Source organism: Streptomyces sp. NPDC002896 (assembly GCF_040295225.1).
In the GTDB taxonomy this organism is placed as follows: Bacteria; Actinomycetota; Actinomycetes; order Streptomycetales; family Streptomycetaceae; genus Streptomyces.
The window spans coordinates 151,791-177,409 of the sequence record NZ_JBEOVA010000005.1 but is presented as its reverse complement, the minus strand read 5'-3'; the positions used below and the strand labels follow the sequence as shown (position 1 = coordinate 177,409).

At 71.6% G+C, this 25,619-nt stretch carries 26 protein-coding genes and 1 pseudogene; 15 read left to right on the top strand and 12 right to left on the bottom strand.

Features of this window, described 5'->3' with window-relative positions; genetic code table 11:
• Window positions 1-182 precede the first annotated feature (182 nt).
• The 8 genes and pseudogenes from ABT009_RS10285 to ABT009_RS47425 all read left to right on the top strand — a co-directional run.
• Window positions 183-614 (top strand): SRPBCC family protein, encoded by a 432-nt coding sequence (locus ABT009_RS10285; protein WP_351291642.1) that lies wholly within the window; start codon window positions 183-185, stop codon window positions 612-614.
• A gap of 490 nt (window positions 615-1,104) precedes the next feature.
• Entirely contained in the window at window positions 1,105-1,335 is a 231-nt protein-coding gene (locus ABT009_RS10280) for a chaplin (RefSeq protein WP_351292175.1), read from the top strand.
• 59 nt (window positions 1,336-1,394) lie between these two features.
• Entirely contained in the window at window positions 1,395-1,997 is a 603-nt protein-coding gene (locus tag ABT009_RS10275; protein WP_351292173.1) for a chaplin, read from the top strand.
• 347 nt (window positions 1,998-2,344) lie between these two features.
• Window positions 2,345-2,584 carry a chaplin gene (locus ABT009_RS10270; protein WP_351291640.1) on the top strand — a complete coding sequence of 80 codons (240 nt, stop codon included), beginning with the start codon at window positions 2,345-2,347 and terminating at the stop codon, window positions 2,582-2,584.
• Window positions 2,585-2,839: 255 nt separating this feature from the next.
• Window positions 2,840-3,895, top strand: a complete 1,056-nt coding sequence (locus ABT009_RS10265) for an NAD-dependent epimerase/dehydratase family protein (RefSeq protein ID WP_351291638.1) — start codon at window positions 2,840-2,842, stop codon at window positions 3,893-3,895.
• A 216-nt stretch (window positions 3,896-4,111) separates the two neighbouring features.
• Window positions 4,112-4,810 (top strand): glycosyltransferase family 2 protein, encoded by a 699-nt coding sequence (locus ABT009_RS10260; RefSeq protein WP_351291636.1) that lies wholly within the window; start codon window positions 4,112-4,114, stop codon window positions 4,808-4,810.
• A complete protein-coding gene (locus ABT009_RS10255; RefSeq protein WP_351291634.1) occupies window positions 4,807-5,499 on the top strand; it encodes a TIGR04282 family arsenosugar biosynthesis glycosyltransferase in 693 nt (230 codons plus the stop codon). The genes ABT009_RS10260 and ABT009_RS10255 overlap by 4 nt, the downstream gene beginning before the upstream one ends.
• Window positions 5,500-5,531: 32 nt before the next feature.
• A pseudogene (locus tag ABT009_RS47425) lies at window positions 5,532-6,251 on the top strand (class I SAM-dependent methyltransferase); the annotation flags it as partial.
• Here the strand turns inward: ABT009_RS47425 and ABT009_RS10245 are convergent.
• The gene (locus ABT009_RS10245; RefSeq protein ID WP_351292171.1) at window positions 6,191-6,673 is read right to left on the bottom strand and encodes a hypothetical protein; all 483 of its coding nucleotides are present in this window, start codon (window positions 6,671-6,673) and stop codon (window positions 6,191-6,193) included. The pseudogene ABT009_RS47425 and the gene ABT009_RS10245 overlap by 61 nt on opposite strands.
• Window positions 6,674-6,783: 110 nt before the next feature.
• The gene (locus tag ABT009_RS10240) at window positions 6,784-8,094 is read right to left on the bottom strand and encodes a molybdopterin-dependent oxidoreductase (RefSeq protein ID WP_351291632.1); all 1,311 of its coding nucleotides are present in this window, start codon (window positions 8,092-8,094) and stop codon (window positions 6,784-6,786) included.
• 113 nt (window positions 8,095-8,207) lie between these two features.
• Here ABT009_RS10240 and ABT009_RS10235 point away from each other — a divergent pair, with 113 nt between their 5' ends.
• Both ABT009_RS10235 and ABT009_RS10230 read left to right on the top strand, forming a co-directional pair.
• Window positions 8,208-9,656: a hypothetical protein gene (locus tag ABT009_RS10235; protein WP_351291630.1), complete on the top strand. Its 1,449-nt coding sequence runs from the start codon at window positions 8,208-8,210 to the stop codon at window positions 9,654-9,656.
• A gap of 212 nt (window positions 9,657-9,868) precedes the next feature.
• The gene (locus ABT009_RS10230; RefSeq protein WP_351291628.1) at window positions 9,869-10,687 is read left to right on the top strand and encodes an alpha/beta fold hydrolase; all 819 of its coding nucleotides are present in this window, start codon (window positions 9,869-9,871) and stop codon (window positions 10,685-10,687) included.
• Between the two features lie 4 nt (window positions 10,688-10,691).
• On the opposite strand, the gene ABT009_RS10225 is transcribed toward ABT009_RS10230, so the two are convergent.
• From ABT009_RS10225 to crcB (ABT009_RS10205), 5 genes are all read right to left on the bottom strand, one after another.
• Window positions 10,692-11,981 carry a PP2C family protein-serine/threonine phosphatase gene (locus tag ABT009_RS10225; RefSeq protein ID WP_351291627.1) on the bottom strand — a complete coding sequence of 430 codons (1,290 nt, stop codon included), beginning with the start codon at window positions 11,979-11,981 and terminating at the stop codon, window positions 10,692-10,694.
• Between the two features lie 15 nt (window positions 11,982-11,996).
• Window positions 11,997-12,632, bottom strand: a complete 636-nt coding sequence (locus tag ABT009_RS10220) for an NAD(P)-dependent oxidoreductase (protein ID WP_351291625.1) — start codon at window positions 12,630-12,632, stop codon at window positions 11,997-11,999.
• A 173-nt stretch (window positions 12,633-12,805) separates the two neighbouring features.
• On the bottom strand, window positions 12,806-13,180 hold the full coding sequence (crcB, locus tag ABT009_RS10215; RefSeq protein WP_351291623.1) for a fluoride efflux transporter CrcB: 375 nt from the start codon (window positions 13,178-13,180) through the stop codon (window positions 12,806-12,808).
• Entirely contained in the window at window positions 13,177-13,536 is a 360-nt protein-coding gene (locus tag ABT009_RS10210) for a DUF190 domain-containing protein (protein WP_351291621.1), read from the bottom strand. The genes crcB (ABT009_RS10215) and ABT009_RS10210 overlap by 4 nt, the downstream gene beginning before the upstream one ends.
• Window positions 13,533-14,045 carry a fluoride efflux transporter CrcB gene (gene crcB, locus ABT009_RS10205; protein WP_351291619.1) on the bottom strand — a complete coding sequence of 171 codons (513 nt, stop codon included), beginning with the start codon at window positions 14,043-14,045 and terminating at the stop codon, window positions 13,533-13,535. The genes ABT009_RS10210 and crcB (ABT009_RS10205) overlap by 4 nt, the downstream gene beginning before the upstream one ends.
• A 153-nt stretch (window positions 14,046-14,198) precedes the next feature.
• Between crcB (ABT009_RS10205) and ABT009_RS10200 the strand changes: the two genes are divergently transcribed.
• Window positions 14,199-14,672 carry a hypothetical protein gene (locus tag ABT009_RS10200; RefSeq protein ID WP_351291617.1) on the top strand — a complete coding sequence of 158 codons (474 nt, stop codon included), beginning with the start codon at window positions 14,199-14,201 and terminating at the stop codon, window positions 14,670-14,672.
• 76 nt (window positions 14,673-14,748) lie between these two features.
• Here ABT009_RS10200 and ABT009_RS10195 read toward each other — a convergent pair whose 3' ends face one another.
• Window positions 14,749-15,216: an SH3 domain-containing protein gene (locus ABT009_RS10195; protein ID WP_351291615.1), complete on the bottom strand. Its 468-nt coding sequence runs from the start codon at window positions 15,214-15,216 to the stop codon at window positions 14,749-14,751.
• Between the two features lie 233 nt (window positions 15,217-15,449).
• Between ABT009_RS10195 and ABT009_RS10190 the strand changes: the two genes are divergently transcribed.
• Together ABT009_RS10190 and ABT009_RS10185 are read left to right on the top strand one after the other, a co-directional pair.
• Window positions 15,450-16,460: a hypothetical protein gene (locus ABT009_RS10190; protein WP_351291613.1), complete on the top strand. Its 1,011-nt coding sequence runs from the start codon at window positions 15,450-15,452 to the stop codon at window positions 16,458-16,460.
• Between the two features lie 233 nt (window positions 16,461-16,693).
• Entirely contained in the window at window positions 16,694-17,677 is a 984-nt protein-coding gene (locus tag ABT009_RS10185) for an endonuclease/exonuclease/phosphatase family protein (protein WP_351292169.1), read from the top strand.
• A gap of 78 nt (window positions 17,678-17,755) precedes the next feature.
• Here the strand turns inward: ABT009_RS10185 and ABT009_RS10180 are convergent, their stop codons facing one another.
• Entirely contained in the window at window positions 17,756-19,837 is a 2,082-nt protein-coding gene (locus ABT009_RS10180) for a PhoX family protein (RefSeq protein ID WP_351291611.1), read from the bottom strand.
• Between the two features lie 386 nt (window positions 19,838-20,223).
• Between ABT009_RS10180 and ABT009_RS10175 the strand changes: the two genes are divergently transcribed.
• A complete protein-coding gene (locus tag ABT009_RS10175; protein ID WP_351291609.1) occupies window positions 20,224-22,092 on the top strand; it encodes a VWA domain-containing protein in 1,869 nt (622 codons plus the stop codon).
• Between the two features lie 147 nt (window positions 22,093-22,239).
• On the top strand, window positions 22,240-23,856 hold the full coding sequence (gene metG, locus ABT009_RS10170; RefSeq protein ID WP_351291607.1) for a methionine--tRNA ligase: 1,617 nt from the start codon (window positions 22,240-22,242) through the stop codon (window positions 23,854-23,856).
• Window positions 23,857-24,016: 160 nt separating this feature from the next.
• Here the strand turns inward: metG and ABT009_RS10165 are convergent, their stop codons facing one another.
• The 3 genes from ABT009_RS10165 to ABT009_RS10155 all read right to left on the bottom strand — a co-directional run bounded on the left by ABT009_RS10165 (window position 24,017) and on the right by ABT009_RS10155 (window position 25,540).
• Window positions 24,017-24,412: a nitroreductase/quinone reductase family protein gene (locus ABT009_RS10165; protein ID WP_351291605.1), complete on the bottom strand. Its 396-nt coding sequence runs from the start codon at window positions 24,410-24,412 to the stop codon at window positions 24,017-24,019.
• Window positions 24,413-24,497: 85 nt separating this feature from the next.
• On the bottom strand, window positions 24,498-24,686 hold the full coding sequence (locus ABT009_RS10160) for a DUF397 domain-containing protein (RefSeq protein WP_351291603.1): 189 nt from the start codon (window positions 24,684-24,686) through the stop codon (window positions 24,498-24,500).
• A gap of 2 nt (window positions 24,687-24,688) precedes the next feature.
• Complete coding sequence (locus tag ABT009_RS10155; RefSeq protein ID WP_351291601.1) at window positions 24,689-25,540, bottom strand: helix-turn-helix domain-containing protein; 852 nt, start codon at window positions 25,538-25,540, stop codon at window positions 24,689-24,691.
• Between the last annotated feature and the right edge of the window lie 79 nt (window positions 25,541-25,619).

Here is a 25,619-nt window from a genome sequence, read left to right as displayed (position 1 = left end):
GGCCCCGACCGGACGAACCGGTGGCCCGCCGTCCGCCGCGTCGCGTTCCGGAGTCGGCGTGCCTCCGTCCTGGGCCCCTGCGGGCCCGCCGCGGCACGCCCGGCGCAGGGGCGCCCGGCTCCCCGGAGGGCCACACTGGAGACATGACCCCGTAAAACCGCAAGCCAAGCTGGGGTGATCCGATGAGCACTCTCGAAGAACACGTCGACATCGGTGTTCCGGCCGAAGTGGCCTGGGACTCGCTCCACCGCGTGGAGACCTATCCGCGGTTCCTCCAAGGAGTACGCGAGGCACGTACCGAGGGCGCGAACAGAGCCCACCTCGACGTGGAAGCGGGCGGCCGGGCTCAGGCCTTCGACACCCAGATAACCGACCGTTCCGACCAGCACACGATGGAGTGGAAGACCACCAGCGGCCCCGACCTGTCCGGATCCTTCTCGCTGCTGCCCATCGACCAGCAGCACACCCGCGTCCAGGCCCGGATCGAGTACGACCCGAGTGCCGTCAGGGAGGCATTCGGCGGACCCAAGGGCTTCGCCCAGGCGACCGCGATCGAGCGGCTCGTACGCAGCGACCTCGAGCAGTTCAAGGGCCTGGTCGAACAAGGGCGCTGAGCCGCGCGGTGGGGGTACCTCCCAGGCCCTAAGGCACTGGGGGAGCCTTCCGAGGGGCAGCCATACGGCCGACAGGCATGCGGCCGCCCCTCGAGGCCTGCCCGGACGAACTTCCGGCTTCCCAGGCCAGGGAAAGACCGAGGGGGCGTGCGCGGGAATTTCTCTTTTGTGTGAACCCCGAAGCGGACGTCCGCGCGTCGGGTTAACGCCATGCGACGCCGTGCCAGTCTGACGCACGCGATTTCTGTTTGCAGAAATGCGCAGAAACGACCGTTCGCGCCAGTGCGGCAAACGGGTGAATCCAGCTTCGATTTGGTTAGGAGAAACGTTTCCTCTCCCGACATCACATCGTTCACAGGTTGCAGGTCATGGTGCGAGTCGAGTCGTTCAAGGTCCGGCTCCCTCGGTTGATCCGTGACATTGGCATGACCGCAGAAAGGGAAAATCCGTGCAGTTCAAGAAGACCGGGACACTGGTCGCGGGAACGCTCATGGCCGTGGGCATGGCGTCGCCGGCGCTTGCCGACGCCAACGCCGGCGGCCATGCCGCCGACTCCCCGGGCATCCTCTCCGGCAACGTGATCCAGGTTCCCGTCCACGTGCCGATCAACGTGTGCGGCAACACCATCAGCGTCATCGGGGTGTTCAACCCGGCGATCGGCAACAAGTGCGTGAACGGGTCGTGGGGCGACAACGACGGGCCGCCCCACTTCGACCAATGACAGGCCGCCCTACTACGCGGGATACCGCCCCTGCAAGGAGGAAGACCGAGTTGCGTCAGGTGATCGGTAAGGGGATCCTCGCGGCCGCGGCCGCAACGGGCTTCCTCTCCCTGCCTGGCACTTACGCCCTGGCGGACGCGGACGCGTCCGGAGCGGCGTCGGATTCGCCCGGCGTGCTGTCGGGCAACGACATCCAGGCACCGGTCGACGTACCGGTCAACGTCTGCGGCAACGCCGTGGACGTGGTAGCCGCTGCCAACCCCACCGTCGGCAACACCTGCGACAGCGATGGCGCTGACGCGAGCCGTTGCTGCAGTAACGATCCTTCTGCTGGGTCGGGCCACTGCTGCGGCGACAGGCCGAACGGTTCGGGGAGCGGCAACGGGTCACCGACGGCTCCGCGCACCGAAGCGGAGCCCGGCACGGGCCAAGGTCCCCGTGCCGACCCGGCTGCCCCCCTCGAGGGACAGGATCAAGGACGCGAGCTCGGCGCCTCCCCGCGGAGCGGCTCCCCGATCCCGGCCCAACGGGTGTACAGCCATGGCGAGCTGGCCACGACGGGCACACCCGGCGATGCGATCGGCCTTGCCGCTACCGGAGCGGGGCTGCTGACCGGTGGCGCGATGCTGTATCGGCGCGTCGGAGCCTCGGCTCGCCACTGACGGTCGCTGCAGGCGGTCCGCTGGCGTTCCGCCGCCGGCAGCACCGGTAGGCCCGTTCCCGTTCCGGAGCCCAGATCCGGAACGGGAACGGCGCCTTTTTATGAGCGATGAATCGCCCAGGCCACCATAACAACGGAACGTCCGCGCCGAATTGGTGAAGCGAAATCCCGGCGTCAGTGCGCGGCTTCCGGATAGCGCCGCCGGACCTCAGAACCCGCCCCATTCCGGCTTGCGCGCAAACCCACATCACCCATTCGGCGGCACAACCCGGGTGAAAGGGATCCGTTGTGCATAGGGTCGGGCACCCGTTCCGGCCACCCAACCGAATCACCAAGGAGCATTTCTCCATGTGGCGTACCGCGAAGGTTCTTGTTCTGTCCAGTGTTGCCGCCGCCACCATGGCCGGCACCGCGGGCGTTGCCGCCGCCGACGCTGACGCGGTGGGCACCGCCACCGACTCCCCGGGCGTGGTCTCCGGCAACGTCATCCAGGTCCCCGTGCACATCCCGGTGAACGTCTGCGGCAACACGGTCAGCGTCATCGGCGTGCTGAACCCGGCGGCCGGCAACTCCTGCGTCAACGACTGAACGACCGGGTCGGCTCCTCTCCACGGCCGGTCCCCTTCCGTGGCCGCTCCCCGAGTACAGGGGAGCGGCCACTCCGTCACTGCGGGGCCTTTCACACGGGGCGCAGCGCCTGTGGCGAAGCAGCAGCTGCCGCCTCCACGTCGTGCCGGTCCTCCGGGGCCAGCACGACGCATGTCCGGCGCGGCAGTTCTTACGGGCCGGTGACGTCACGGCTCCGGACCTCCCCGACAGGCGCGCGCGCCTAGCGTGGACGGCATGCGGGTACTGGTCACCGGCGGCGCCGGGTTCATCGGATCGCAGGTCGTCGAGGCGCTCGTGGCGCGCGAGCACGAGGCCGTCGTCTACGACGCACTGCTGCCGTCCGCGCATACCGCGCCGGCGCCGGCCGTGCCCGAGGGAGTGCGGCTGATCGTCGCGGACGTCCGCGACCGGGATGCTCTGGCCGCCGCGCTCGACGGCGTGGACGCCGTCAGCCACCAGGCGGCGATGGTCGGCCTGGGCCGGGACTTCGCGGACGCACCCGACTATGTCGCCTGCAACGACCTGGGCACCGCGGAGCTGCTCACCGCGATGGCGTCCGCCGGGGTGCGCAGGCTCGTACTCGCCGGGTCGATGGTGGTGTACGGAGAGGGCCGGTACGAGTGCCCGCGCCACGGGGTCGTGCGGCCGGGTCCGCGCAGCGTCGCCGACCTGGACGCCGGGCGGTTCGAGCCCGTATGCCCCTCCTGCGGCGCCGAGTTGCGCCCCGGGCTGGTCCGCGAGGACGCACCGGCCGACCCCCGGAACGTCTACGCCGCGACGAAACTCGCTCAGGAGTATCTGTCCGCCGCGTGGGCGCGGGACACCGGCGGCGTGGCCGTGTCGCTGCGCTACCACAACGTGTACGGGCCCGGTATGCCGCGCGACACGCCCTACGCGGGCGTCGCGTCCTTCTTCCGCTCCGCCCTCGCCCGGGGCGAGGCCCCGCAGGTCTTCGAGGACGGGCGGCAGCGGCGGGACTTCGTGCACGTACGGGATGTGGCCGCCGCGAACGTGCTGGCCCTGGAGGCGCTGGACGGCCGGGGCCCAGGCACGTTCGCCGCGTACAACACGGGGAGCGGTGAGCCGCGGACGATCGGGGAGATGGCCGCGGTGCTGTCCGCGGCGTGCGGGGGTCCTGTGCCGGTGGTCACCGGGGCGTACCGGCTCGGTGACGTGCGCCATATCACCGCGGACTCCTCTCGGCTGCGGGAGGAGTTGGGGTGGAAGGCGGAGGTCGGCTTCGCCGAGGGGATGCGGAGGTTCGCGACGGCCACGTTGCGTGGCGCGTAGCGCTGCGCAGTCGCCCGCCTGCCCGCCGGGGGCTTCGCTGAGGCCGTACGCGAGTGCACCGTACGTCGTGGCTTGTGCCACCCTCCCCCAGCTACCGCTGGGAGGTGCCCCCAGCCCTGCGGAACGATTGCCCACAACGGGGAGGGCGGTCAACGTCCGCGTTTTGCAAGGAGCTTCGGTCCCTTTTGTCTGCTTTGTGATCGTAGGCTGAAGCGCGTGAACTCCTCTTCAGCGTGCCCGCGGGGCGTCGGCGTCGACGTCGTCCTGCCCTGTCTGAACGAAGCCGCCGCGCTGCCGTGGGTGCTGGCGCGGATCCCCGCGGGGTGGCGGGCCGTCGTCGTGGACAACGGGTCCACCGACGGTTCGGCGGACCTCGCCCGCGCCCTCGGTGCCGCCGTCGTGCACGAGGCGCGGCGCGGCTTCGGGGCCGCCTGTCACGCCGGGCTGACCGCCGCCGAGGCGGACATCGTGTGCTTCTGCGACTGCGACGGCTCGCTCGATCCGGGGCTGCTCGTCCCCTTCGTACGCCGGGTCGCGGGCGGCGAAGCCGATCTGGTGCTCGGGCGCCGGCGACCGCAGGGACGGCGGGCGTGGCCCGCACACGCCCGCGTCGGCAACCTCGTGCTGGCCCGCATGCTGCGCCGCCGTACCGGCGTACGGCTGCACGACCTGGGCCCGCTGCGTGCGGCCCGGCGCGAGGCGCTGCTCGGTCTCGCCCTCTCCGACCGCCGCAGCGGCTACCCGCTGCAGATGGTCGTCCGCGCCGCCGACGCCGGGTGGCGCATCGAGGAGTACGACGTCCCGTATCTGCCGCGTACCGGGAAGTCCAAGGTCACCGGCACGTGGCGGGGCACCTGGCAGGCGGTGCGCGATATGCGGGGTGTCCTCTCCGGGACGGGGTCGTCGAGCCGATGACGACCGCAGGCCCCGAACCCGTCGGACCGACGTCCCTCCTGGTCATCGCCAAGGAACCGCTCCCCGGCCGCGTCAAGACCCGGCTCACCCCGCCCTTCACCCCCGCCGAGGCGGCGCAGCTGGCGGAGGCCGCGCTGGTGGACACCCTGGACGCGGTGCTCGCGGCGCCCGCGCGGCGGCGCATCCTCGTACTCGACGGGACGGCGGGGGCCTGGCTGCCGCCCGGCATCGAGGTGGTGCCGCAGAGCGCGGGCGGCCTGGACGAACGGCTGGCCGCCGCGTTCGCGGAGTGCACGGGACCGACGCTGCTCATCGGAATGGACACGCCGCAGGTGACGCCGGAACTACTCGCTCCCGCTCTGGAGCCGGAGGCGTGGCGGGACTGCGACGCGTGGTTCGGGCCCGCGGAGGACGGCGGGTTCTGGGCGCTGGGACTCGCCGAGCCGGATCCCGCGTTGCTGCGGGGCGTCCCCATGTCGACGGCCGCGACGGGGGCCGCGCAGCGGGACCGGCTCGCCGCCGCGGGGCTGCGGGTGCGTCAACTGGCGTGGTTGCGCGACGTCGACACGGCGCGGGACGCCGAGGCGGTCGCGGCCGCGGCGCCGGGCGGGCGGTTCGCGGCCACGCTGGCGCGCCTCTCGCGGGGCGCGGGGGGCGCGGGGGGCCGCTTCCCGGTCACTGGCCGATGAGCACGGGGGCTCAGCAGACCGTGGAGCAGCGAATGCGAGGAACGGCTGCCCACCACGGCGAGCAACTGAAAGCAGCGGAGCCCTGGTCCGCCGACGACCCCTACTCCGATGCCCTGCGGGCCGGATGCGGACCGCTCTTCCTCCGCGGTGCCGACGAGCGGCTGCTGCCCCTGGACGTGGAGCGTTGCGCGCGCCGATGCCGCGGATCCGTCGGCGCTGCGCCGCTGCGAGGGCAGCGTCCTCGACATCGGCTGCGGGCCCGGTCGCCTCGTCGCGGCGCTCGCCGCACGCGGGCACCCGGCGGTCGGCATCGACGTCAGCGAGGCCGCGGTCGCCCATACTCCCCCACTGCCTGGAGCGGCGTGGGGGACCCCCATCGGCTCGGCGGCAGGGCCTTGTGCCGCTCCGTCTTCGATCCGCTTCCCGACGAGGGGAGCTGGGGCACGGCTCTGCTCATCGACGGCAACATCGGCATCGGCGGCGATCCGGGCGCGCTGCTCGACCGCGTCGCGCAGCTGCTCGCGCCCGGCGGGCTCCTCATCGCCGAGACCGCGCCGGTGGACGTCGACGAACGGGTGGAGGTCCGCGTCGACGACGGGCACGGCGCCACGGGCGGTCTCTTCCCCTGGGCCCGGTTGGGCAGCCCCGCCCTCCTGCGCTGCGCCCGCCGCATCGGCTGGCGGCACGCGGCTCAGTGGTCCGCGGGCGGACGGCCCTTCGTGGCGCTGCGCGCCCGCTCCGGCCCGGGGCCCGTCCCACGCCAACGCGCCGTACGCCACATCCGCGCGACCAGCCAGAGGGCCGAGATCGCGAACAGCGCGGCCGAGACGAGCAGCCAGCGCGACAGGAACACGTCGGCGGAGAGTCCGGTGCCGAGCGCGTAACGCCTTTCGACGTGGCGCGAGATCAGCGGGAACCAGACCAGCAGGAGCAGCCCGGAGAGGAGGGCCGGGACGCGGACGAAGTTGATGAGATCCCTGCGTCGGGACCGGCCGCCACCCACAACCTCCTGCAACCCCCGGTCGGCGAGCGAGTACAGCGGCACCAGCACCAGGTCGTGCACCAGCGCCGCGCCGACGAACCAGGCAGCGACGGCGAGCCAGTTGCCGGCGAGCAGCCTTACACCCGCGTATCCCGTCAGCGCGAAGGACGCGAGGAGCAGCAGGATCTCCAGCGGCCCCTCCCCGTACCGGCGGGTCCGGTGAGTCCGGTGAGTCCGGTCGTGCCTGCGCGACCACGCGCGGCCGACAAGACCGGTCAGCCGACCGATGAAACCGTTGCGCCTCACCGCAGCTCCCCCGCTTCCCCGAACTTCAGCCGCGCCACCCACTTGGTGTTGTGCACCCCGGGCGCCGCCGGGACGATGACGCGCGCCGGGTAGCCGTGGTCGGGCGTCAGGTCCTCGCCGTTGACCTGAAGGGCGAGCAGGGAGCGCGGGTCGCGTACCTGGTTGTCGCGCAGGGCCGCCATGCGGAACGCGCCGCGCCGCTGAAGCGACTCGACGAGTACGCCGGGCGCTGCATCGCCCTCGTATCCGGCGAGTTCGGCGAGGTCCCGCAGGCGTACCCCTCGCCACCACTGGTCCGAGGTCGACCAGCCCTCCACGCAGGCGATGGGCAGGGCCACGCTGTACTGCGGCATGCGCAGCAGGTCGGCGCGGGTGAGGCGGACCGCACCGGCCGGACCCTCGACCGTCAGCCGCCAGGTCCCGTCACCGCTCCCGTCCACTCCGGCATCGAGGTCCCGGGCGGTGAGGCCGACGGCCGCGGGCGTCTTGTTGATCTGGAAGCCATTGGGCCCCGTCCCGGGATCGCCGCCGCCGTGCGGGGCGAGCAGGGCGGTGCGGCGCAGCAGCCCGTCGAAGTTCTGGCCCACCGTCGTGAGGAACAGCAGCAGCGAGCCGGCGCCCACGATGCCGAGCGCGCCCCGCCGCGACACCGTCGGCTCGGCGGGCCGCGTCGCCACGAGCTCCTGGTCCTCCTCGCGTGGTTCGCCGCGTCCGCGCAGGGTGCGTACGACGGTCGGTACGCGCAGCACCACATGGACGACGAAGGCGGCGAAGAAGACCCACGCGCCGTAGAAGTGCAGCGGATAGAACGACCCCGGGAAGATGTAGTCGAGCTGCACGTTGAGCACGCCTGTCACGAACTCGAACAGCGCCCCGCCGACAAGGAACAGCAGCGACAGGCGCTCCAGAGCATGCCCCACCGAGCGGGCGGGCGGCAGCGCGAACAGCTTCGGGACGACCGACCACAGCTTCGCCAGCAGCACGGGGATCAGCACGATGCCGAGCGTGACGTGCACGCCCTGGTTGAGCCGGTAGAGCCAGTGAGGGTCGGTCGGCCACGCAAAGAGGTAGAAGCCGAGCAGGCCCTTGTCGGGGGTCTTGTCGTTCACCGGGGACAGGTCCGGGTTGTACGCGGCGTACGACACCAGACCCGTCACGAACAGGATCGTGATCCCGGCGAGCAGGACCACACCGAGCACCGACGTCAGCCACGGGCCGCGCAGCGGGCTGCGCCAGAAACCGGGCGATGACGGCCGGATGTCGCGTCGGGATGACGGCGAGAGGTCGCGTCGGGCGTCGTCGGCCATGAGCCGACGGTATGCCGCCGGACCGGCGTCGAGGGGCCCGCAACCCATGACGAAACGCTGACGTCAGCCCGCATGCGCGCAGAGAACGGCGCTGTCCGGCCTAGCGTGCTGACGTGATCCTCAGAGACAGCGACGAGAGCGCCGAGACCACCGCGGACGGCGCGGCGGGCGACCGTTCCGGACGGCGCCGTGACCTGTGGGCCGCCGCCTGCGGGGTCCTGCTCGTCGCAGCCGCCGTCGTCGTCGGCCGGGCGATCGAGCAGTCCGACGGCACCCTGCACCTCGGCTGGCCGCCGCTGTACGCCTGGTGGTCACCCCACGTCGGCCCCGGCACCCCGGCCGCGCTGGCGGTGGCCGCCGCGGTGATCGCATACGGTCCGCCGCTGGCGGCACGCGCACCCTGGCGGGTACTGGTCCCCACCGCCTGGGTGACCGCCATGGCCTGGACCTGGTCCCTCGCCCTGATCGACGGCTGGCACCGCGGCATCGCCCGGCGGCTCGCCACCAAGTACGAGTACCTGCAGGTCATCGACCGGTTCGACGACATCGGCGCGACACTCCGGGACTTCACCCACCACCTCCTGATCGGCTCGCCGGACAACTGGCCCGCCCACGTCGCCGGGCACCCGCCGGCCGCGACGCTCACTTTCGTGGTCCTCGACCGCATCGGACTGGGCGGCGGCGGCTGGGCGGGAGTCTGGTGCATCACCGTCGGCAGCTCCGCCGTGGCTGCCGTCCTCATCGCAGTACGCGCCCTGGCCGACGAGGGGACCGCCCGCCGGGCCGCTCCCTTCCTCGCCCTCTTTCCGGGAGCCGTCTGGGTCGGCGCCTCCGCGGACGGCTACTTCGCCGGGGTCGCCGGGTGGGCAGTGGCGCTGCTCGCGCTCGCGATCACGCATGCGTGCCGCCCCGCTCCGGCAGCAGCAGCCGCCATCGCCTTCGCCTCCGGCCTGCTGTTCGGCCTCACCGCGTATCTGTCGTACGGCCTGACGCTGTTCGCGGTGATCGCAGCCGGAGTGCTGGTGGCGGGCGGCCGGGCCCGCGGCGGTGGGACCTTCGGCAGACGCCTGCTCGTGCTACTCCCGCCGCTGCTGGCCGGCACGGCGGTGGTCCCGCTCGCGTTCACGCTCGCGGGGTTCGACTGGTGGGAGGCGTACCACCTGCTCGTCGAGCGCTACTACCAGGGTGCGGGCGGCGTCCGGCCGTACTGGTACTTCATCTGGGCCAATCCCGCCTGCACCGTGCTCGTTGTCGGTCTCGCCACGGTGGCCGGGCTGCGCCGGGTCCTCGGGTCGGTCACCACCGCCGTACGCCGCCTGCGCAGCGGCGAGCCGACGGCCGCCGACCGGCTCGTGGCCGTCACCGTCGCCGCGCTCCTCGCGGTGGCCGTCGCCGACCTGTCCGGCATGAGCAAGGCGGAGACGGAACGCATCTGGCTTCCCTTCGCCATGTGGCTCCTGCCCGCGACGGCGCTGCTGCCGCAACGGGACCACCGGGGGTGGCTGGCCGGACAGGCGGTGCTCGCGCTGCTGGTCAACCACCTGCTGTACACGGGGTGGTGACCCCCCGACCACCGCCGATGCTGCTGCCGCCAGCCACGCTTTCGGCCCTCCAAGCGCGAGTGGTGCACCTTGAGGTCTGTGCAGACGCACTCGATGAGAAGCAAGGGGTGGCAGGAGCGGGCTGAGGCGGGCGATGAGTTTTCCCGGCCGCCGAGGTCTTCCCTTGCGGCACCGCGACCGCGGCCGACCGCCCAGGGAAGGAAGACCCCGCGATGACCACCACCCACACCCTCGACGTTCCGGGGGCCCGCCTGCACTACGAGGTTCGCGGCGCCGGACCGCTGCTGCTGGTCATGGGGGCGCCCATGGACGCCGCGGCCTTCGCGCCGCTGGCCGACGCGCTGGCCGGTGACCACACCGTCGTCACCCACGACCCGCGGGGCATCTCCGGCAGTCGGCTCGACGACCCCGAGCAGGACTCCACGCCCGACCTGCGTGCGGACGATGTCGCCGCCATCCTGGACGACCTCGGGGCCGAGTCAGCGGATGTGTTCGGCAGCAGTGGCGGCGCGGTGACGGGGCTCGCGCTGGCCGGGCGCCATCCCGGGCGGGTGCGGACGCTCGTCGCGCACGAGCCTCCCCTGCTGAAGCTGCTCCCCGACGCCGGCGAGCGGATCGCCGTGATCGACGACATCGTCGAGGCCTTCCACCGGGAAGGGATCGGGGCTGCCTGGATGAAGTTCATGGCCGCCGCCGGATTCGATGTCGGCGGCGACGACGGTGGTCCCACTCCGCCGCCGGGAGAGCCGTCGGAGCAGGACCTTGCCAACAGCGCGCGCTTCTTCGCCCATGAGATGCGGGACACCAGTTGCTACGAGCCCGACGTCGACGCGTTGACGGCCGGCGCGGCCCGTGTCGTCGTCGGTATCGGCGCCGCCTCGGGCGGTCTGATCACCTACCGGACCTCCAGGGCGCTGGCGGAGCTGCTCGGCACGCCGCCGGTCGAGTTTCCGGGCGACCACGGTGGCTTCCTCGGGCAGCCCAAGGAGTTCGCCGAGGTACTGCAGAAGGTGCTGACGGGTGAGGTTTGACGGGTCAGGTCGGCTGGTCAGGGGGGGTGGTGAGGCGGACGGCGAACACCGTGGTGTCGTCGGTGACGTGGCCGCCGCTGTGCCGCAGCGCCGCGTCCCGTACCAGCAGGACCAGCCGTGCCGGCTCGGCCACGCCCGGGTCGTCGGCGAGCGCCTCGGCGACGTGCTCGCGCAGCGGGAAGAAGGTGCCGTCCGCGTCGCGCGCCTCCGTCACGCCGTCGGTGACCAGCAGCAGGGTCTCGTCCTGAGCGAGGAGGAGCCTCTGCAGGGTCGGCTGTCCGCCTGCCAGTTCGCCGAGTCCGATGGGCAGCCCGTCACCGGCCGGCAGTTCGCGTACGCCGCCGGGGCCGATCACCAGCGGCGGTTCGTGTCCGAAGTTGATGACCTGGATGTGCCGGCCGTCCTGGGCCTGGTGCTGTTCCTGGTCCGGTGGCGGGAAGCCGATCAGGACTGCGGTGGCGAAGCGCTCGCTGTCGAGCGCGGCGTCGGCTGCGCCCGTCGTGTCGTCCTTGAACGCGCTGCCGTACGTGCCGTCGTATGCGGTGTCGTACGCGCGGGCGTACGCGCGATGCCCGTCACCGGGGGCGCGGGCCTGGTCGCGGGCAGCCTCGATCAGGGCCATGTGGCCGCGGTGGCGGCGCATGCGGATCTCCAGCCGCTCGGCGACGGTCGCGAGGTCCGGCTCGTGGTAGCCGGACTCGCGGAAGCTGCCGAGCAGCGCCGATGCCACGGCCACCGCGCCAAGGCCCTTGCCCTGCACGTCGCCGACCAGGATGCGGGGACCGTGCGGACTGGGCTGGATGTCGTAGAAGTCGCCGCCGACCCGTGCCTCACTGTCGGCCGTGAGATAGACGGCGGCATGGTCGAGCCCGACCCAATGCGCCGGCAACGGGCGTAGCACGGTGCGCCGGGTCGTCTCGACGACGTCCCGCATGTGGCGCATGCGCTCCTCCTCGCGGACCCGGACCCAGCAGGCGACCGTGGCCAGGACGCCGCCCAACGCGACGAGGATCAGGTCCGGCAGGCCCGCCTGGTACTCGCGCGCGTAGGCGTTGTCGATCAGGAAGTACATGACCAGGGCGAGGACCGCGTACGCCCCGGTGGTCCACACGCCGCACACCGCCGCGGCCGTATAGGGCACGACGACGAGCCAGGAGATGGTCCGGAACTCCCCGGACGTCTCGACGTCGATGAAGACCACCGCCGCGAGCACGGCGAGCGGCAGGATCCAGGCGATGCTGTGGCCGCGGACACGCAGGTACGACTCGGGGGGCCGTGCCTCCAACCTGTCCATCGCCTGCCCCGCCGGTTAGTACGCGACCGAGATCCGGGTGCGCGGATGGGCGTTGCTCTCGAGTTCCTCCACGAAGGCGGCCGCGTAGTCCTCGACGCTGATGCGGCTGTGGCCTTCGGCGTCGCTGAGCAGCTGGTCGCCGCCGATGCGGAACTTGCCGGTGCGCTCGCCCGGGCCGATCTCCGCGGCCGGGGAGACGTACGTCCAGTCGAGGTCGCCGACCGTGCGGTAGAAGTCGAGGACGTCGCGGTGCGCGAGGGCTTCGCCGAGGTAGTCGGCGGGGAAGCCCGGCTGGTCGACCAGCGCAGCGCCGGGCGTCACCTCCAGGCTGCCCGCGCCGCCGACGACGACCAGCCGGGAGACGCCGGCGGCCCGTACGGCGTCGACAAGGGCGCGGTTCAGGGCGAGGAAGGGCTCCCTCGGGTCGCTGCCGTCCCGCGGCGGCACCAGCGCGGAGGCGACCGCGTCGTGCCCGGCGGCGAGGGCGGCGATCCGGGGGGTGTCCGCGGCGTCCGCGGCGGTCGAGGTCACGCCCGGTACGGGGGCCCGTCCGGAGCGGCTGACGCAGGTGACGTGGTGGCCTCGGGTGTGGGCCTCGGCGGCGATGCGGGTGCCGACCATGCCGGTGGCACCCAGCAACACGATCTTCATGTACGGCTCCTGTTGTGCGCGCCGCCGCGGACTGCGTCCAGCCAAGCATGGTGGGGTGCGGGGCGCATCCGGACGGGTTCGGAGCGCTGTGCGTCGTGGGGTTGTGCCCACCCTCCCCCAGCTACCGCTGGGAGGTGCCCCCAGCCCTGCGGAAGGCCTGCCCACAACGGTTGCTACGACCAGGCCGCCTGGGCCAGGGCCGTTCCCACGTACGCCGCGCCCAGGGCCGCTGTGATGCTTGCTGCGATGTTGGCGGCGGCGAGGAGGCGGGCGCCTGTTTCGGCCAGGCGCAGGGTTTCGTACGAGAACGTCGAGTACGTCGTCAGGGCCCCGCACAGGCCCGTGCCGAGCAGGAGTTGGAGGTGTGACGATGCCGCACCGGCCGTGACCGCGCCGGTCACCAGGCCCAGGATCAGGGATCCGGCGATGTTGACCGTGAAGGTGCCCCAGGGGAAGACGGTGTCGTGCCGGGACTGCACCGCGCGGTCGGTGAGGTAGCGCAGAGGGGCGCCCACCGCGGCGCCGGCGAGGACGAGCAGCCAGTTCACGCGTCCCGCTCCCGCCCTGTGTACGTGACGACCTCGCAGTCGTCGAGCAGGACCAGCCCCTTGTCCACGAGCTCGTCGAGCTCGGGCAGGAACGCGCGTACCCGCTCCTCGGTGTCGACGATGACGACGGCGACGGGCAGGTCCTCGCTGAGCGACAGCAGCCGCTGGGTGTGCACGAGCGAGGACGCGCCGAACCCCTCGATGCCCTTGAACACGCTCGCGCCCGCGAGGCCCGCCCGGTGCGCGCGGTGCACGATCTCGGTGTAGACCGGCTTGTGCTGGTACTGGTCGCTCTCACCGACGAAGACGGTCAGGCGCAGCGCGCGTCCCGTGAGCCGCGGGGTGGAATTCGTCATGGTCTCCTCCTGGAGGCTGCCATGGCCGCCGCGGCGACCGCGCGGCGAGTGGCCGCGGAGCCGGCCCAGACCGCGGCCAGCGCGACAACCGGGGTCAGGGCGAGATACCCGAGGGCGGCGCCCGCCTCGCGCAGATCGGTCAGCCGCGCGATGTCCACCGCGTACGTGGAGAAGGTGGTGAAACCGCCGAGGACACCGGTGCCGAGGAAGGGGCGTACCAGCCGGTGCGTCTGCCTGCCCTCCGTGATCACCACCATGAGTACCCCCATGAGCGCGCAGCCCACGGCGTTCACCGCGAAGATCGTCCAGGGGAAGGAGTCCGGTGCTGTCGGCCAGAGCAGCGAGGCGCCGTAGCGGGCGGCGGCGCCTGCCGCGCCGCCCAGCGCGACGGCTGCGATCACGGGGCCCTGCCCGCGCAGCAGCACCGGCACACGCGTGGCCACTGGGCCCGCGCCGGAACCGGCGCCGCCCGCCGTCCCCTCGGCCGCCCCGGCCCGACGCGCTTCCATGAACCCCCAGGCTACGGCGCACCCCGAGCCGCGTTTGACCCAGCCTGCGGTCCGCCTCGAATCCGCTGTGCGTACGACTTGCCACCGGCCGCTCCCAGGTGTGCCCTTGAAGTCGGGGCGAAGACGGAGGCCAGGAGAGAGAGGAGCCTCGTCATGGCTCACGTGGCACGCGCATCCGGTACAACCACCGGCATTTCCCGCATACGTCCGGCCACCACCGCGGCATGGGCGGTACCCGTCGTACTCGGCTTCGTGTACGGCATCTGGGCCTGCACCATCCAGCGCGACACCGGCCCGGTCACCGTGGGCAACGTCTTCTTCGGGATCCTGACCGGAGTCCTCGTCGCGGCGATCACCTATGCGCTGCACAGCGCCGGGCCCCGTATGCGGCGCGAGACGCGTGCGCTCACCTGGGCGGCCTTCGCGGGCATCGCCATCGGCTATCTGTTCAGCCTGACCGGAGCCAGCGTGCTGTGGTCCACGGTCCTCGCGCTGTGCGTGGCGGCCGGCGTCTTCGCGGCGGCCTTCTACCACTACTACTCGAACGAGGGTGAGACGGACATCCGCCGGATGAGGAGGGCGGCCGAGCCCACGGAGTCCGGGAACAACCGAACCCACACGGTCTGAGGAGCGGACAGACCCGCGCGGTCCGGCCGGATGCACATCCGGCCGGACCGCGCCGTTCATCTCACGCAGTCACGCCTCATACCCGTCCGGACTTCGGCGTCGTGTCGGGCGTCTGCACCGTCAGCAGCGGCAGGCGCAGCAACGGCTGGTTCGTTCCGCCGTGCGACATCGGGTCCGTGCACCTCACGTACGGGCACGGGTCCGTGCAACTGGGCACGGACCGGCCGTGGGTGTCCACGTACGCGGCGTTCGCCCAGCCATGGGCGCCCTCGAGCCAGTACCAGTTCGAGTTGCCTGCGACGGTCGGGCCCGTCGTACGGCACTCGACGCGGTCATGGGTGCCCGGGGCCAGTACTGCCACGACCTTCGTGGCGTTGTCCGGGTCCTCGCGGATGTTCAGGTTGAACGGGGCTATCACCGTGCCCTGGATGTCCTGCTCGACTGCCGGGACGCCCGCGGACGCGGGAGCCGTGACGGCGAGGGTGAGGGCGCCGCCCGCGAACAGACCTGCGGCAAGGGTTCGGAAAGCCGGAGTACTGCGCATGATCGCCTCCTTTGCCCCTCGTCCAGGAAACACCCGTTCAGGTGAACGCTCCACCGGAGCGCTCACGCAGCGTGACCGGCGCCGCGTGCGCGGGCCGTGCGACGACGAGCGCCGCCACGGGCTCCGCACGGATCCTTCGGAAGGGCGTCTTCGCGCGGCCGGATGCAGTCGCCCCGGTCGTGCCGGGGGCGGTCCGGGTGGGTCATGGAGGGGTGCGGAGACTCCTTTCAGCGGTGCTGATCATCGTCGCGTGCGTCCTTGTCGCGCCGGGTGCGCTGTCCGGCTGGGCGAAATACGAGATCGGGGACACCGACGCGTATGTCGCCGCGATGGCGCCGCTCGCGTCCGACGCCGACGTGCACTCCGCCGTCGCCGACGCGGTCGCCGACGCGGTGGTGCGGGAGATCGACACGAGCGAGTTCGGCTCCTCCGACACCGTCGAGAACTTCGTGCACGAGGCCGTGCTGTCCTTCGCCGGTACCAGCGCCTATACGACCGCGTGGAACGCGGCGAACCGGGCCGCCCACGGCGCGGTGATGCAGGCGCTGGGCGACGGCGCCGGCCCCAGCACCGGCGACGACAGCCGCACGGGCACCCGTCCCGGCGCCGGCGCCGGGGTCACGATCGACCTCGCGCCCATCACCGAACAGGTCAAACGCCAGCTGATGGCCGACGACGTGCCGTATGCCGACCGCATTCCGGTGCGGCACACCGAGGTCACCGTGATGGATTCGGCGTCGTCGGGGGCCTTGCCCCAGTTGCGTAAGGGGTTCCGGATGCTTCAGATCACCGGCTTCTGGCTGCCTGCCGCGGCGTTGGTGCTCGCGGTGGCCGGGATCGGGCTGGCCGTCCGCAGACGCCGCGCGATCACGGCTACAGCCCTCGGCCTGGCGCTGGGCGCGGCGCTCCTGCACGCCGGCATCACCGTGGGCCGACGCCTCACCCTGGACGATCTGCCACCGGACGTGTCGCGCGCGGCCGCGGGCGCGGTGTACGACGCGCTGACCGAATCACTGCGTACGGTGGCGTGGATCATCCTGGGGGTGGGGGTGGCGGTGACGCTGGTCGGTTGGGTCGTCGGGCGGTTCGGGGGAGTCGGGCCGGTCAGGCGTCTTCGCGAGCTGGGGATGGTTCGGTCGCCCCTGATCAACCGGTACGCACGAGCCAGGCGAGCGCCCGCGGAGCCGGCGCAGCCGGAGCCGGGGCCGGAGCCGGTGGCAGACCAGACGCAGGTCGGGGCCTGATGCACGTCTGTGCCTGACCGTGCGGCACCGAGGCATCCGGGGGCGTACGCAACCGCACTCCCCACAGACCCGTCTTTGAGGGAGGATTCGGGCATCGCGCGGAACCTCGACGGAAGGCGGGCCTTGGACGTCTTGGAGAGCACGACGGCCAGGGGGGTGCCCCCGTGCCACTGACGCTGTGGGCGAGAGCCGGGGACGAGCCGGGGGCCGGAGCGGACGAACCGGACGAACCGGTGTCCGAGCGCGGTGGCGGCCGGGGCGGGCGGCGACTCGCCGCGTGGCTGTCCGGGCTGCTGCTGCTCGGCGTGAGCGTGGTCGTCGGGTGCCGGGCCGCCGACACCGACGGCATGACGCCCGTGCCGCAACTGCTCGCCTTCCTGCCCTGGCTGCTCGCCCCCACCGGCGCCGCCCTGCTGTTCGCGGCGCTCGCACGATGGCGTACCGGGCTGGTGTGGGGCGTCGTCGTGCTCGGCGCACTCGCCTGGTTCATCGAGCCGTACGGCAAGGCCACGCAGGCGCGCGGGGCACCCGTCGCCGAGCTGCGCGTGATGGCGTCCAACGTCGAGTTCGGGCGGGCGACCCGGCCGCTGATCGCGGCGGTGAAGCGCGAGCACCCGGACGTCCTCTTCGTCGAGGAGTGCGAGGTCGGGTGCTCGTCCGCCCTCGACGAGGAGTTCGGCGATGGTGCCTACCCGTACCGCCAGGCCGTCGCGGGATACGGGTCCGACGGGTCGGTCATCCTCAGTCGCTACCCCCTCGAGCCCGCCGCGGGCGTCCCCGGCACCATGGGCATGCCCGGCGCGGTCGCCGACGTGAAGGGCCACCTGGTGCGGCTCCAGCTCGCCCACCCGATGCCGCCGCTGCCCCGCCAGGTCGGCCTGTGGCGTCACGAGCTCGGCGCCCTGCGCGACTTCGCGGCCCGCAGCAGCGGCCAGGCGACCATCCTGGCCGGCGACTTCAACGCTTCCCAGGACCACGCCGCCTTCCGCCGCATCCTCGACACCGGCCTGCGCGACAGCGCCCGCCTCGCCGGCGCCTCCCGCACCCCGACCTGGCCGGCCCGGACGTCACCGCGGCTCGGCGCACAGATCGACCACGTGCTGGTGTCGGAGGAGTTCTCCGTGCACTCCGTACGGTTCCTGGACCTCGCCGAGACCGATCACCGGGCCGTCCTCGCGGAGCTCACGCTGCACGCGCAGGACGGTACGGAGGGCTGACGGGCTCGCTCACGTGCTGGAGTCACGCAGAAGGGGGCGCCCCCGGCCAGGGGCGCCCCCAATGGACTGCTCGGCAGCTCAGACGCCGATGTTGCAGCCGTCCTCGCGCCAGGCCGCCACCACCGACGGGCGGACGATCTTGCCGGGGCCGTCGGGCCAGACGCTCGCGGGCTTCTCGACGGACGCGCCATCGACCTCGCCCGGGTGCTGGACCGCGACCAGGACCCGGCGGTCCTGGACGATCGGGCCGCAGGTCTCGGCGCCGGTGGGCATCGTCAGGAACTGCTTGAGCTCACCGCGCCGCTCACCGCGCGTGGCGACGCCGAACAGGCCGTCGTGCGTACCGAGCGCGTTGCCGTCCGTGGAGATCCACAGGTTGCCGTACGGGTCGAACGCCACGTTGTCGGGGCAGGAGATCGGGGACACCTGGTCCTTGGGGAAGCCCGCGAAGTACGTCGCCGGGTCGTTCGGGTCGCCCGCGACCAGGAACAGCGACCAGCCGAAGGTCAGCGACTCGGCGCGGTTGCCGGACTCGGTGAGCTCCAGGATCTGGCCGTGCTTGTTGAGGTTGCGCGGGTTGGCCTCGTCGGCCGGGGTCTTGCCGGTCTTGCCGCGGTCGGTGTTGTTGGTGAGCGCGACGTACACCTTGCCGCTGTACGGGGACGGCTCGATGTCCTCGGGGCGGTCCATCTTGGTGGCGCCCACCTGGTCGGCGGCGAACCGCGTGAAGACGTACACCTCCTCGGCGGTCATGCCGTCGACATGCGAGACGGCACCGTCGGGACCGGCCGTGGCCAGCGGAATCCACACCCCGCTGCCGTCGAACTCGCCGTCGGACGGCAGCTTGCCCGTGCCGTCGATCTCGGCCGCCGGGGAGTCGCCGGTGAGCTTGGCGACGTACAGCGTGCCCTCGTCGAGAAGGGTCAGGTTGTGCTCGTGCGCGGCGCGCGAGCCACCCTTCTTCACGCGCTTGCTGGAGACGAACTTGTAGAAGTAGTCGAACCGCTCGTCGTCGCCCATGTAGACGACCGGGCGGCCGTCGTCGGTCAGGCGCGGCTGCGCGGCCTCGTGCTTGAAGCGGCCCAGCGCGGTGCGCTTGCGCGGGGTCGACTCCGGGTCGTACGGGTCGAGTTCGACGACCCAGCCGAAGCGGTTGACCTCGTTGGGCTCCTTGGCGAGGTCGAAGCGGTCGTCGAACCGCTCCCACTTGCGCTCGGAGACGGCGGTCGTGACGCCGTACCGCTTGAGACGGGCGACGGTGGTCGGGTCCGTCACCTTGTCGAAGCCGCCGAAGTACTGGTTGAAGTTCTCCTCGCCGTGCAGCGTGGTGCCCCACGGGGTCTCGCCGCCGGCGCAGTTGTTCAGCGTGCCGCGGACGGTGGTGCCCTTCGGGTCGGCCGTCGTACGGACGAAGGAGCTGCCGGCCACCGGGCCGGCGAGGCGGAACTCGCTGGTGGCGGTGAGGCGGCGGTTGAGGCGGTGGCGCGTGACGGCCGTCAGCTTGCCGCTGCCGCGCTCCTCCTGCACGACCACGACGGACAGGCCGTGCGCGGCCCAGGCGACCTCGACCTGCTCACGGGTCGGGTTCGCGGCGTCGTAGCCCTTGAACATCAGGATCTCGTCCGTGTACTCGTGGTTGGCGACGAGCACCTGGCGGCCGTGCTCGCCCCGCAGGGGCAGCAGGCTGAGGAAGTCGTTGTTGTAGCCGAACTGGCCCGCCTGGGCCGCGGCGGTCTGCTTGTCCGGGTCGAAGGCGGGGGCGCCGCGCAGGATGGGCTCGCCCCAGCGGATCACGACGTTCTGCGCGTAGCCGTCCGGGACGGTGACGGCGTCGGCCGTGTTGGGCGCGACGGGTGCGAAGCGCAGGCCGCGCGCGCCCTTCGCGCTCGTACCGTTCCCGGCTTCGGTGGTCGCCGCGGCGGCGGCCTGCGGGGCACCCGCGCCGACGACCGCTCCCCCGGCGGCCGCGGTGACGGTCACGACGGCGGCGGCCCGCATCATGGACCGCCGGCTGAGCGCACCGGCTATGACGTCGCCGACGTACTCGTTGTCGCTGGTGTTGGGCACCTCGTGAAAGCAGGCGTCACCACAGCGGAACCGGCAGGTCATCGCGGAACGCCCGCCCGCGTGCGAGGTGATGATCGGCAGCAGTTTGCGCACTTTCCCCTCCGTATGTGCACATGAACCGGCGCTTCCCGCGCCGATGTGGACCGGAGCCCCCCAGGGCTGGCGCTTCCGTGTGCGGCGGACGATTCCGCCGACGCTACGCGCGCCCATCTGGCTGATTTCCGGCTGGCTTCGGCGTGACGTTAGGGGCGGAGGCCAGCAGGGTGACGGACTCCGGATGAACACCGGGTGAACCCCCGGCGCACGCAAGGGAGTTGAGGACTTGCAGGTCGCCCGCCACCCGTGCCCCGAAAGCCGCCGGACCGGGGGGCGGTGCGTGGAGGCCGCCCCTCCCTAAGATCGCTGAATACGGCGGCTACCCTTACGTGTCTTTCCTGGCCAGGAATTACGGGTACCAACTCATGCGAAGGGTTGCGCACATGGGCATTCTGAGTCTCCTGCGGAACGCGTTCGGACGGTCGCGCAAGGGGCGTGACGGGGACGCCGTCGGGGAGCAGGGGCCCTCGTCGGCGGCCTCCTCGGCGTCCTCGGCGTCTGTGTCGGCGGCGGAGTCCTCGACGGTTACGGAGGTGAAGGTTCCCGCACCGGCGACGGAGCCCGAGCCGTCGGTAGTGGACGACCTGGTGTCGCAGGCGTTCGACAATGTGACGGTGCCGGGTGCGCGGGGGGCGTCCTCGACGACGTCCGACGCCGCGGTGGCCGGCTCGGAGGCGGCTGAATCGCCGGCCGCGGAGCCCGAGGCCGCCGAGCCTGAGGCGATTGCCGAGCCCGAGGCCGCTGCCGGGGACCCCGCCCCCGAGGCCGCAGAGCCCGAGGCCGTGACTGCGGCTCCCGAGCCGGAGCCCGTCGCGCCCAAGGCGGACCCGGAGCCCGAGCCGGTGGCTGTGGCTCCTGAGGCGCAGCCGGAAGCAGAGGTTCCGGCCCTCGAGCCCGAGCCGGTAGCTGCGGCTGCCGAGGTTGAGCCGGAGGCCGAGCAGGTGGCCGTGGCGCCTGCGGTGGAGCCGGAAGCCAAGGCTTCGACCCCGGATTCCGAACCCGTGACGGCCGAACCCGAGGCCGTGACCGCCGAGCCCGAGGTCGCGACCACGACGCCGGAGCCGGAGCCCGTCGTCGAGATCCCGGCCCAGCCCAAGGCCGACCCCGAGCCCAAGGCCGCTACCGAGGCACCCGCCCCGCAGCCCAAGCCCGAGGCCACCGAGCCCGAGACCGTGACCACGACGCCCGAGGCGGAGCCTGTCGTCGAGGTTCCGGCCGCAGCGAAGGCCGTGGCCGACGAACAGACGGCCGAGAGCGTGACCGCCGAGCCCAAGGCCGAGCCCGAGGCCGATGCCGAGGCACCCGCCCCGCAGCCCAAGCCCGAGGCCGCCGAGCCCGAGACCGTGACCACGACTCCCGAGCCAGAGGTGGTCGCTGCCGCCGCCGAACCGGAGCCTGCGGCCGTTACCCCCGCTCCGGAGCCCGAGGCCGCGGCTGCGGTCGCGGCTGAGCCCGAGGTCGCCCCCGCGGTCGCGGCCGCACCGGCCTCCGAGCCGGAGCCTGCCGCCGACCCGGAGGCCACCGCCGACGTGGCGGACGTTGCCGACGAGGCGACTCCCGCCCCCGTCCCCGCAAGCTCCAGCTCCCCCGCCCCCGAGCCCGCCCTCTCCCTCACCCGCCTCAAGGCCAAGGCGCCCGGGCTCGTGCCCGCGTACAAGGCCGCGGGCGCCGTGCTCAAGGAGCAGGGCCTGGCCGGCAGCCGGGCCCGCGTGTACCTCGTCCTTGACCGGTCCGGGTCCATGCGCGGGTACTACAAGGACGGCTCGGCACAGAGCCTCGGCGAGCAGGTGCTGGCCCTGGCCGCGCACCTGGACACCGACGCCACCGTGCACGTCGTCTTCTTCTCGACGGAGATCGACGGAACGGGCGAGCTCACGCCGGCCGAGTACGAGGGCCGCGTCGACGAGCTGCACGAGTCCCTCGGGCGGCTGGGCCGCACCAGCTACCACCGCGCTGTGGAAGAGGTCGTCACGGACTACGAGAAGTCCGGCGCCGCAGGGCCCGCCCTGGTGATCTTCCAGACGGACGGCCCGCCGGACGCGAAGGGCGTGGCGACGCAGGCCCTGGCCGACGCGGCCAAGCACCCGCTGTTCTTCCAGTTCGTCGCGTTCGGCGAGCACGACGCCAAGGGCTTCGACTACCTGCGCAAGCTCAAGGCCGACAACGCCGCGTTCTTCCACGCGGGCCCCACGCCCCGCGAGCTCACGGACGAAGAGCTGTACGAGGGCCTGCTCGCGGCCTGGCGGCCGTAGGGCTCCTTGCGGCCGTAGGGCGGCGAAGGCTCGTAGGCACCCCGACGGGGCCCGGGTTACCCGGGCCCCGTCCCCGTAATCGTCGTCATCCTCACCGCCCGTAATTCGGTGTGAGTCGATCTTCACGGGACCAGTAGGATTTCGACCATGGCGGCCACTGGATCAGAGAAGCAGGGTGAGAAGACGTACTTCGTCTCCACCCCCATTTATTACGTCAACGACGCTCCTCACCTGGGCCACGCCTACACGACCGTCGCAGGCGACGTGCTCTCGCGCTGGCACCGTCAGCGCGGCGAGAAGGTGTGGTTCCTCACCGGCACGGACGAGCACGGTCAGAAGATCATGCGCACCGCCGACGCGAACGGCGTCAGCCCGCAGGAGTGGTGCGACAAGCTCGTCGAGGAGGCCTGGAAGCCCCTCTGGGAGCACCTGGAGATCGCGAACGACGACTTCATCCGTACGACGGAGAAGCGGCACACGGACCGTGTGCAGGAGTTCGTCCAGGACCTGTACGACAAGGGCGAGATCTACAAGGGCGGGTACGAAGGCCCGTACTGCGTGGGCTGCGAGGAGTACAAGCTCCCCGGCGAGCTGCTGGACGGCGAGGGCGACTTCGCAGGTCAGAAGCTCTGCTCGGTCCACAAGAAGCCGGTGGAGATCCTCAAGGAGGAGAACTACTTCTTCAAGCTGAGCGAGTACGGCGACAAGCTGCTCGCCCACTACGAGGCCAACCCGGACTTCATCCAGCCCGAGTCCGCACGCAACGAGGTGCTGAACTTCGTGCGCCAGGGCCTGCAGGACCTCTCCATCTCCCGGTCCACCTTCGACTGGGGCATCCCGATCCCCTGGGACGAGAAGCACGTCATCTACGTGTGGGTCGACGCGCTGCTGAACTACGCCACAGCGGTCGGCTACAACGAGAACCCGGCGAAGTTCGAGTCGACCTTCCCGGCGAACGTGCACCTGGTCGGCAAGGACATCCTCCGCTTCCACGCGGTCATCTGGCCCGCGATGCTGATGGCGCAGGGCCTGCCCCTGCCCGGCAAGGTCGCGGCCAACGGCTGGCTGATGGTCGGCGGCGAGAAGATGTCGAAGTCCAACCTGACCGGCATCAAGCCGCAGGACCTGACGTCGCACTTCGGCGTGGACGCGTACCGCTGGTACTTCCTGCGCGCGATCGGCTTCGGCCAGGACGGCTCGTTCTCCTGGGAGGACTTCTCCGCCCGCTACACGAGCGAGCTGGCCAACGACTACGGCAACCTGGCGTCGCGCGTGGCCGCGATGGTCGGCAAGTACTTCGGCGGTGAGCTCCCGGCCTCGGCGGCCGACGGCGAGGCCGAGCGCGCGATCCACGAGGGCCTCGCCAAGGCCGTCGCGGAGGCCGACCGCAAGATCGGCGAGGACCTGGACTTCCAGGGCGGCATCCTGGCGGTCTTCGACTTCGTCAAGCAGGTCAACGGCTACATCACGGAGCAGGAGCCGTGGAAGGTGGCCAAGGACACGAGTGACGAGGGCAAGGCCCGCCTGGCCACGATCCTCTACACGGCCGCGGAGTCCCTCCGCGCGGTGGCGGTCCTCCTCAACCCGATCATGCCGGACACCTCCCAGAAGCTCTGGGACTCCCTCGGCGCGGAGGCCCCCCTCGGCGCCCTCGCCGACCAGCGGGTCCAGGACGCGGGCACGTGGGGCGGCCTCCCGGCAGGCACGACGGTGACGAAGGGCGCGGTGCTGTTCCCGCGCCTGGAGGAAAAGCCGACGGCGTAGCCGCACGTAGCAGTCCGTAAGCGCACGGGCCCCGGAACCGTTTCAGTCCGGGGCCCGCGCCGTGCCCGCGCCTCAGAGCGCTCTCCCCCAGCCCGCAGCGCATCTGCTGGGCCAATCCTGGTGCGCCGGCTCAGGGTCGGAGGTCCCACGGTCAGGCGGCTCAGTCGGTCAGATCGACCCGTACCGTCAGCAGGTTCGTGCCGACCGCCCGGACCGCGGCGCTGTTCATTCGCGGCAGGCTCCTGAGCCGCGCCCTGGCGTCGTCCTCGGGGACGAGGTGCGCTGTCCCCGCGTGCCACTTGCCCTTGATCCGGACGCGGACCCTCGGGTCGGCCTGGATGTTCCGTACGTACTGCGATTTCTCGCCGTACTCCGATACGAGCCAGAACTCACGCCCGACGCGGCTGCCGCCGACCGGTGTCCGCCGGGGCTGACCGGACTTCCGCCCCGTGGTCTCCAGGACCGTCTGGAGCGGCAGCCGCCTGGTGACTGGGTTGGCGATGTGCCTCTGGACCCATGTGACGGCACGGAACTTGTTCTCGTCGAAGCGCGACACTGGTGGCTCTCCCGTTCGTCCGAAACCCTGCGGTTCGGTCTTCCCCGCCAGTGTGCGGGATGCCGCAGCGCGCCCGCCGACCGGGCTAGTGGGTACGCCGGGTACGCCCGCGGATCTGGAGCAGCAGGGCGGCCAGCCCGTCACGGGTGACGGTGAGTATTCGGGCGGGGGCGTCGCTCTCGCGGAGGAGCAGCGAGTCGTCGCCGCGGGCCAGTTCCACGCATTCGTTGCCCGCCGCGCCACCGGAGTATGTGGACTTCTGCCACTGGACCACGCCTACAACTCCTTCGACAGACGGTGAATGAAATCCCGCGACCGAGTGGGGTCGAGGGACGCCGACTCCACCTTACGGAAGAGCGTTCGCATGGCGTGGAGTTGGGCAGAGGCATCCACGAAGGCCGAGCCGTACGGAGTGTCCCGCTGCACGGTGTCCAACGCGGGCACATGGCCGCCCACGTACACCAAAGACGAACTCGCCCCGGCGAATCCGTCGACATCGAAGGGGATCACCCGCAGCGAGACGTTGGGACACTCCGACTTGCTTAGTAGTCCCTCAAGTTGAGCACGAGCCACCCCTCGGTCCGCGACGCGGGTACGCAGAACGGACTCATGCAGGACCGCCTCGTACGGAACTGCGTCCTCTCGCGACAGGACCTGCTGGCGCCGCATGCGGTACGCAACCCACAGCTCCAGCTCACTGTCCGGGAGTGGCGGAACCCAGTATCCGAACACCGCCCGCGCGTACTCCTCGGTCTGGAGCAGCCCAGGCACATGGGCGGTCGCAATCACTTGCATGAAGCGCGCATGGTGCTCCAGCTCCGCCAAGTCCAGGAACTCGGGCGGGAGTACATCGCGATACTCCTCCCACCACCCACGCGTACGGTCGGTGGCCATCTCTACGAGGCCATCGATCAACTCCTGGTCCGCACAGGCGTAATGGGCCGCAAGTCTCTGTAGGCGTTGCTCGCTGACACCCGCAATGCCTGCCTCCATCTGACTCATCTGCCCTGAGGTGGACCCGAGGAACTGCGCCACCTCACGGGCGGTCATGCCAGCTGCGTCCCTCAACCTGCGCAGTTCGGTACCCAGGCGCACTTGACGCGCGGTCGGCTGACTCCTCGGCGGCATGCGGACCTCCTCCCCTTCAACGAGCCGTATTGGCATACCACTTGTGGGTGGCAGCCTATGCAAGCGACTTGCGGCGGCA

Excerpts from the sequence above, each read along its gene's own strand:
- ABT009_RS10280 (WP_351292175.1), top strand. The coding sequence starts at position 1,105 with ATGGCCGTGGGCATGGCGTCGCCGGCGCTTGCCGACGCCAACGCCGGC.
- ABT009_RS10195 (WP_351291615.1), bottom strand. The coding sequence starts at position 15,216 with ATGCGCAGTACTCCGGCTTTCCGAACCCTTGCCGCAGGTCTGTTCGCG.
- crcB (WP_351291619.1), bottom strand. The coding sequence starts at position 14,045 with ATGGAAGCGCGTCGGGCCGGGGCGGCCGAGGGGACGGCGGGCGGCGCC.
- ABT009_RS10210 (WP_351291621.1), bottom strand. The coding sequence starts at position 13,536 with ATGACGAATTCCACCCCGCGGCTCACGGGACGCGCGCTGCGCCTGACC.
- ABT009_RS10175 (WP_351291609.1), top strand. The coding sequence starts at position 20,224 with ATGGGCATTCTGAGTCTCCTGCGGAACGCGTTCGGACGGTCGCGCAAG.
- ABT009_RS10155 (WP_351291601.1), bottom strand. The coding sequence starts at position 25,540 with ATGCCGCCGAGGAGTCAGCCGACCGCGCGTCAAGTGCGCCTGGGTACC.
- ABT009_RS10255 (WP_351291634.1), top strand. The coding sequence starts at position 4,807 with ATGACGACCGCAGGCCCCGAACCCGTCGGACCGACGTCCCTCCTGGTC.
- metG (WP_351291607.1), top strand. The coding sequence starts at position 22,240 with ATGGCGGCCACTGGATCAGAGAAGCAGGGTGAGAAGACGTACTTCGTC.
- ABT009_RS10225 (WP_351291627.1), bottom strand. The coding sequence starts at position 11,981 with ATGGACAGGTTGGAGGCACGGCCCCCCGAGTCGTACCTGCGTGTCCGC.
- ABT009_RS10285 (WP_351291642.1), top strand. The coding sequence starts at position 183 with ATGAGCACTCTCGAAGAACACGTCGACATCGGTGTTCCGGCCGAAGTG.
- ABT009_RS10270 (WP_351291640.1), top strand. The coding sequence starts at position 2,345 with ATGTGGCGTACCGCGAAGGTTCTTGTTCTGTCCAGTGTTGCCGCCGCC.
- ABT009_RS10200 (WP_351291617.1), top strand. The coding sequence starts at position 14,199 with ATGGCTCACGTGGCACGCGCATCCGGTACAACCACCGGCATTTCCCGC.
- ABT009_RS10220 (WP_351291625.1), bottom strand. The coding sequence starts at position 12,632 with ATGAAGATCGTGTTGCTGGGTGCCACCGGCATGGTCGGCACCCGCATC.
- ABT009_RS10240 (WP_351291632.1), bottom strand. The coding sequence starts at position 8,094 with ATGGCCGACGACGCCCGACGCGACCTCTCGCCGTCATCCCGACGCGAC.
- ABT009_RS10265 (WP_351291638.1), top strand. The coding sequence starts at position 2,840 with ATGCGGGTACTGGTCACCGGCGGCGCCGGGTTCATCGGATCGCAGGTC.
- ABT009_RS10230 (WP_351291628.1), top strand. The coding sequence starts at position 9,869 with ATGACCACCACCCACACCCTCGACGTTCCGGGGGCCCGCCTGCACTAC.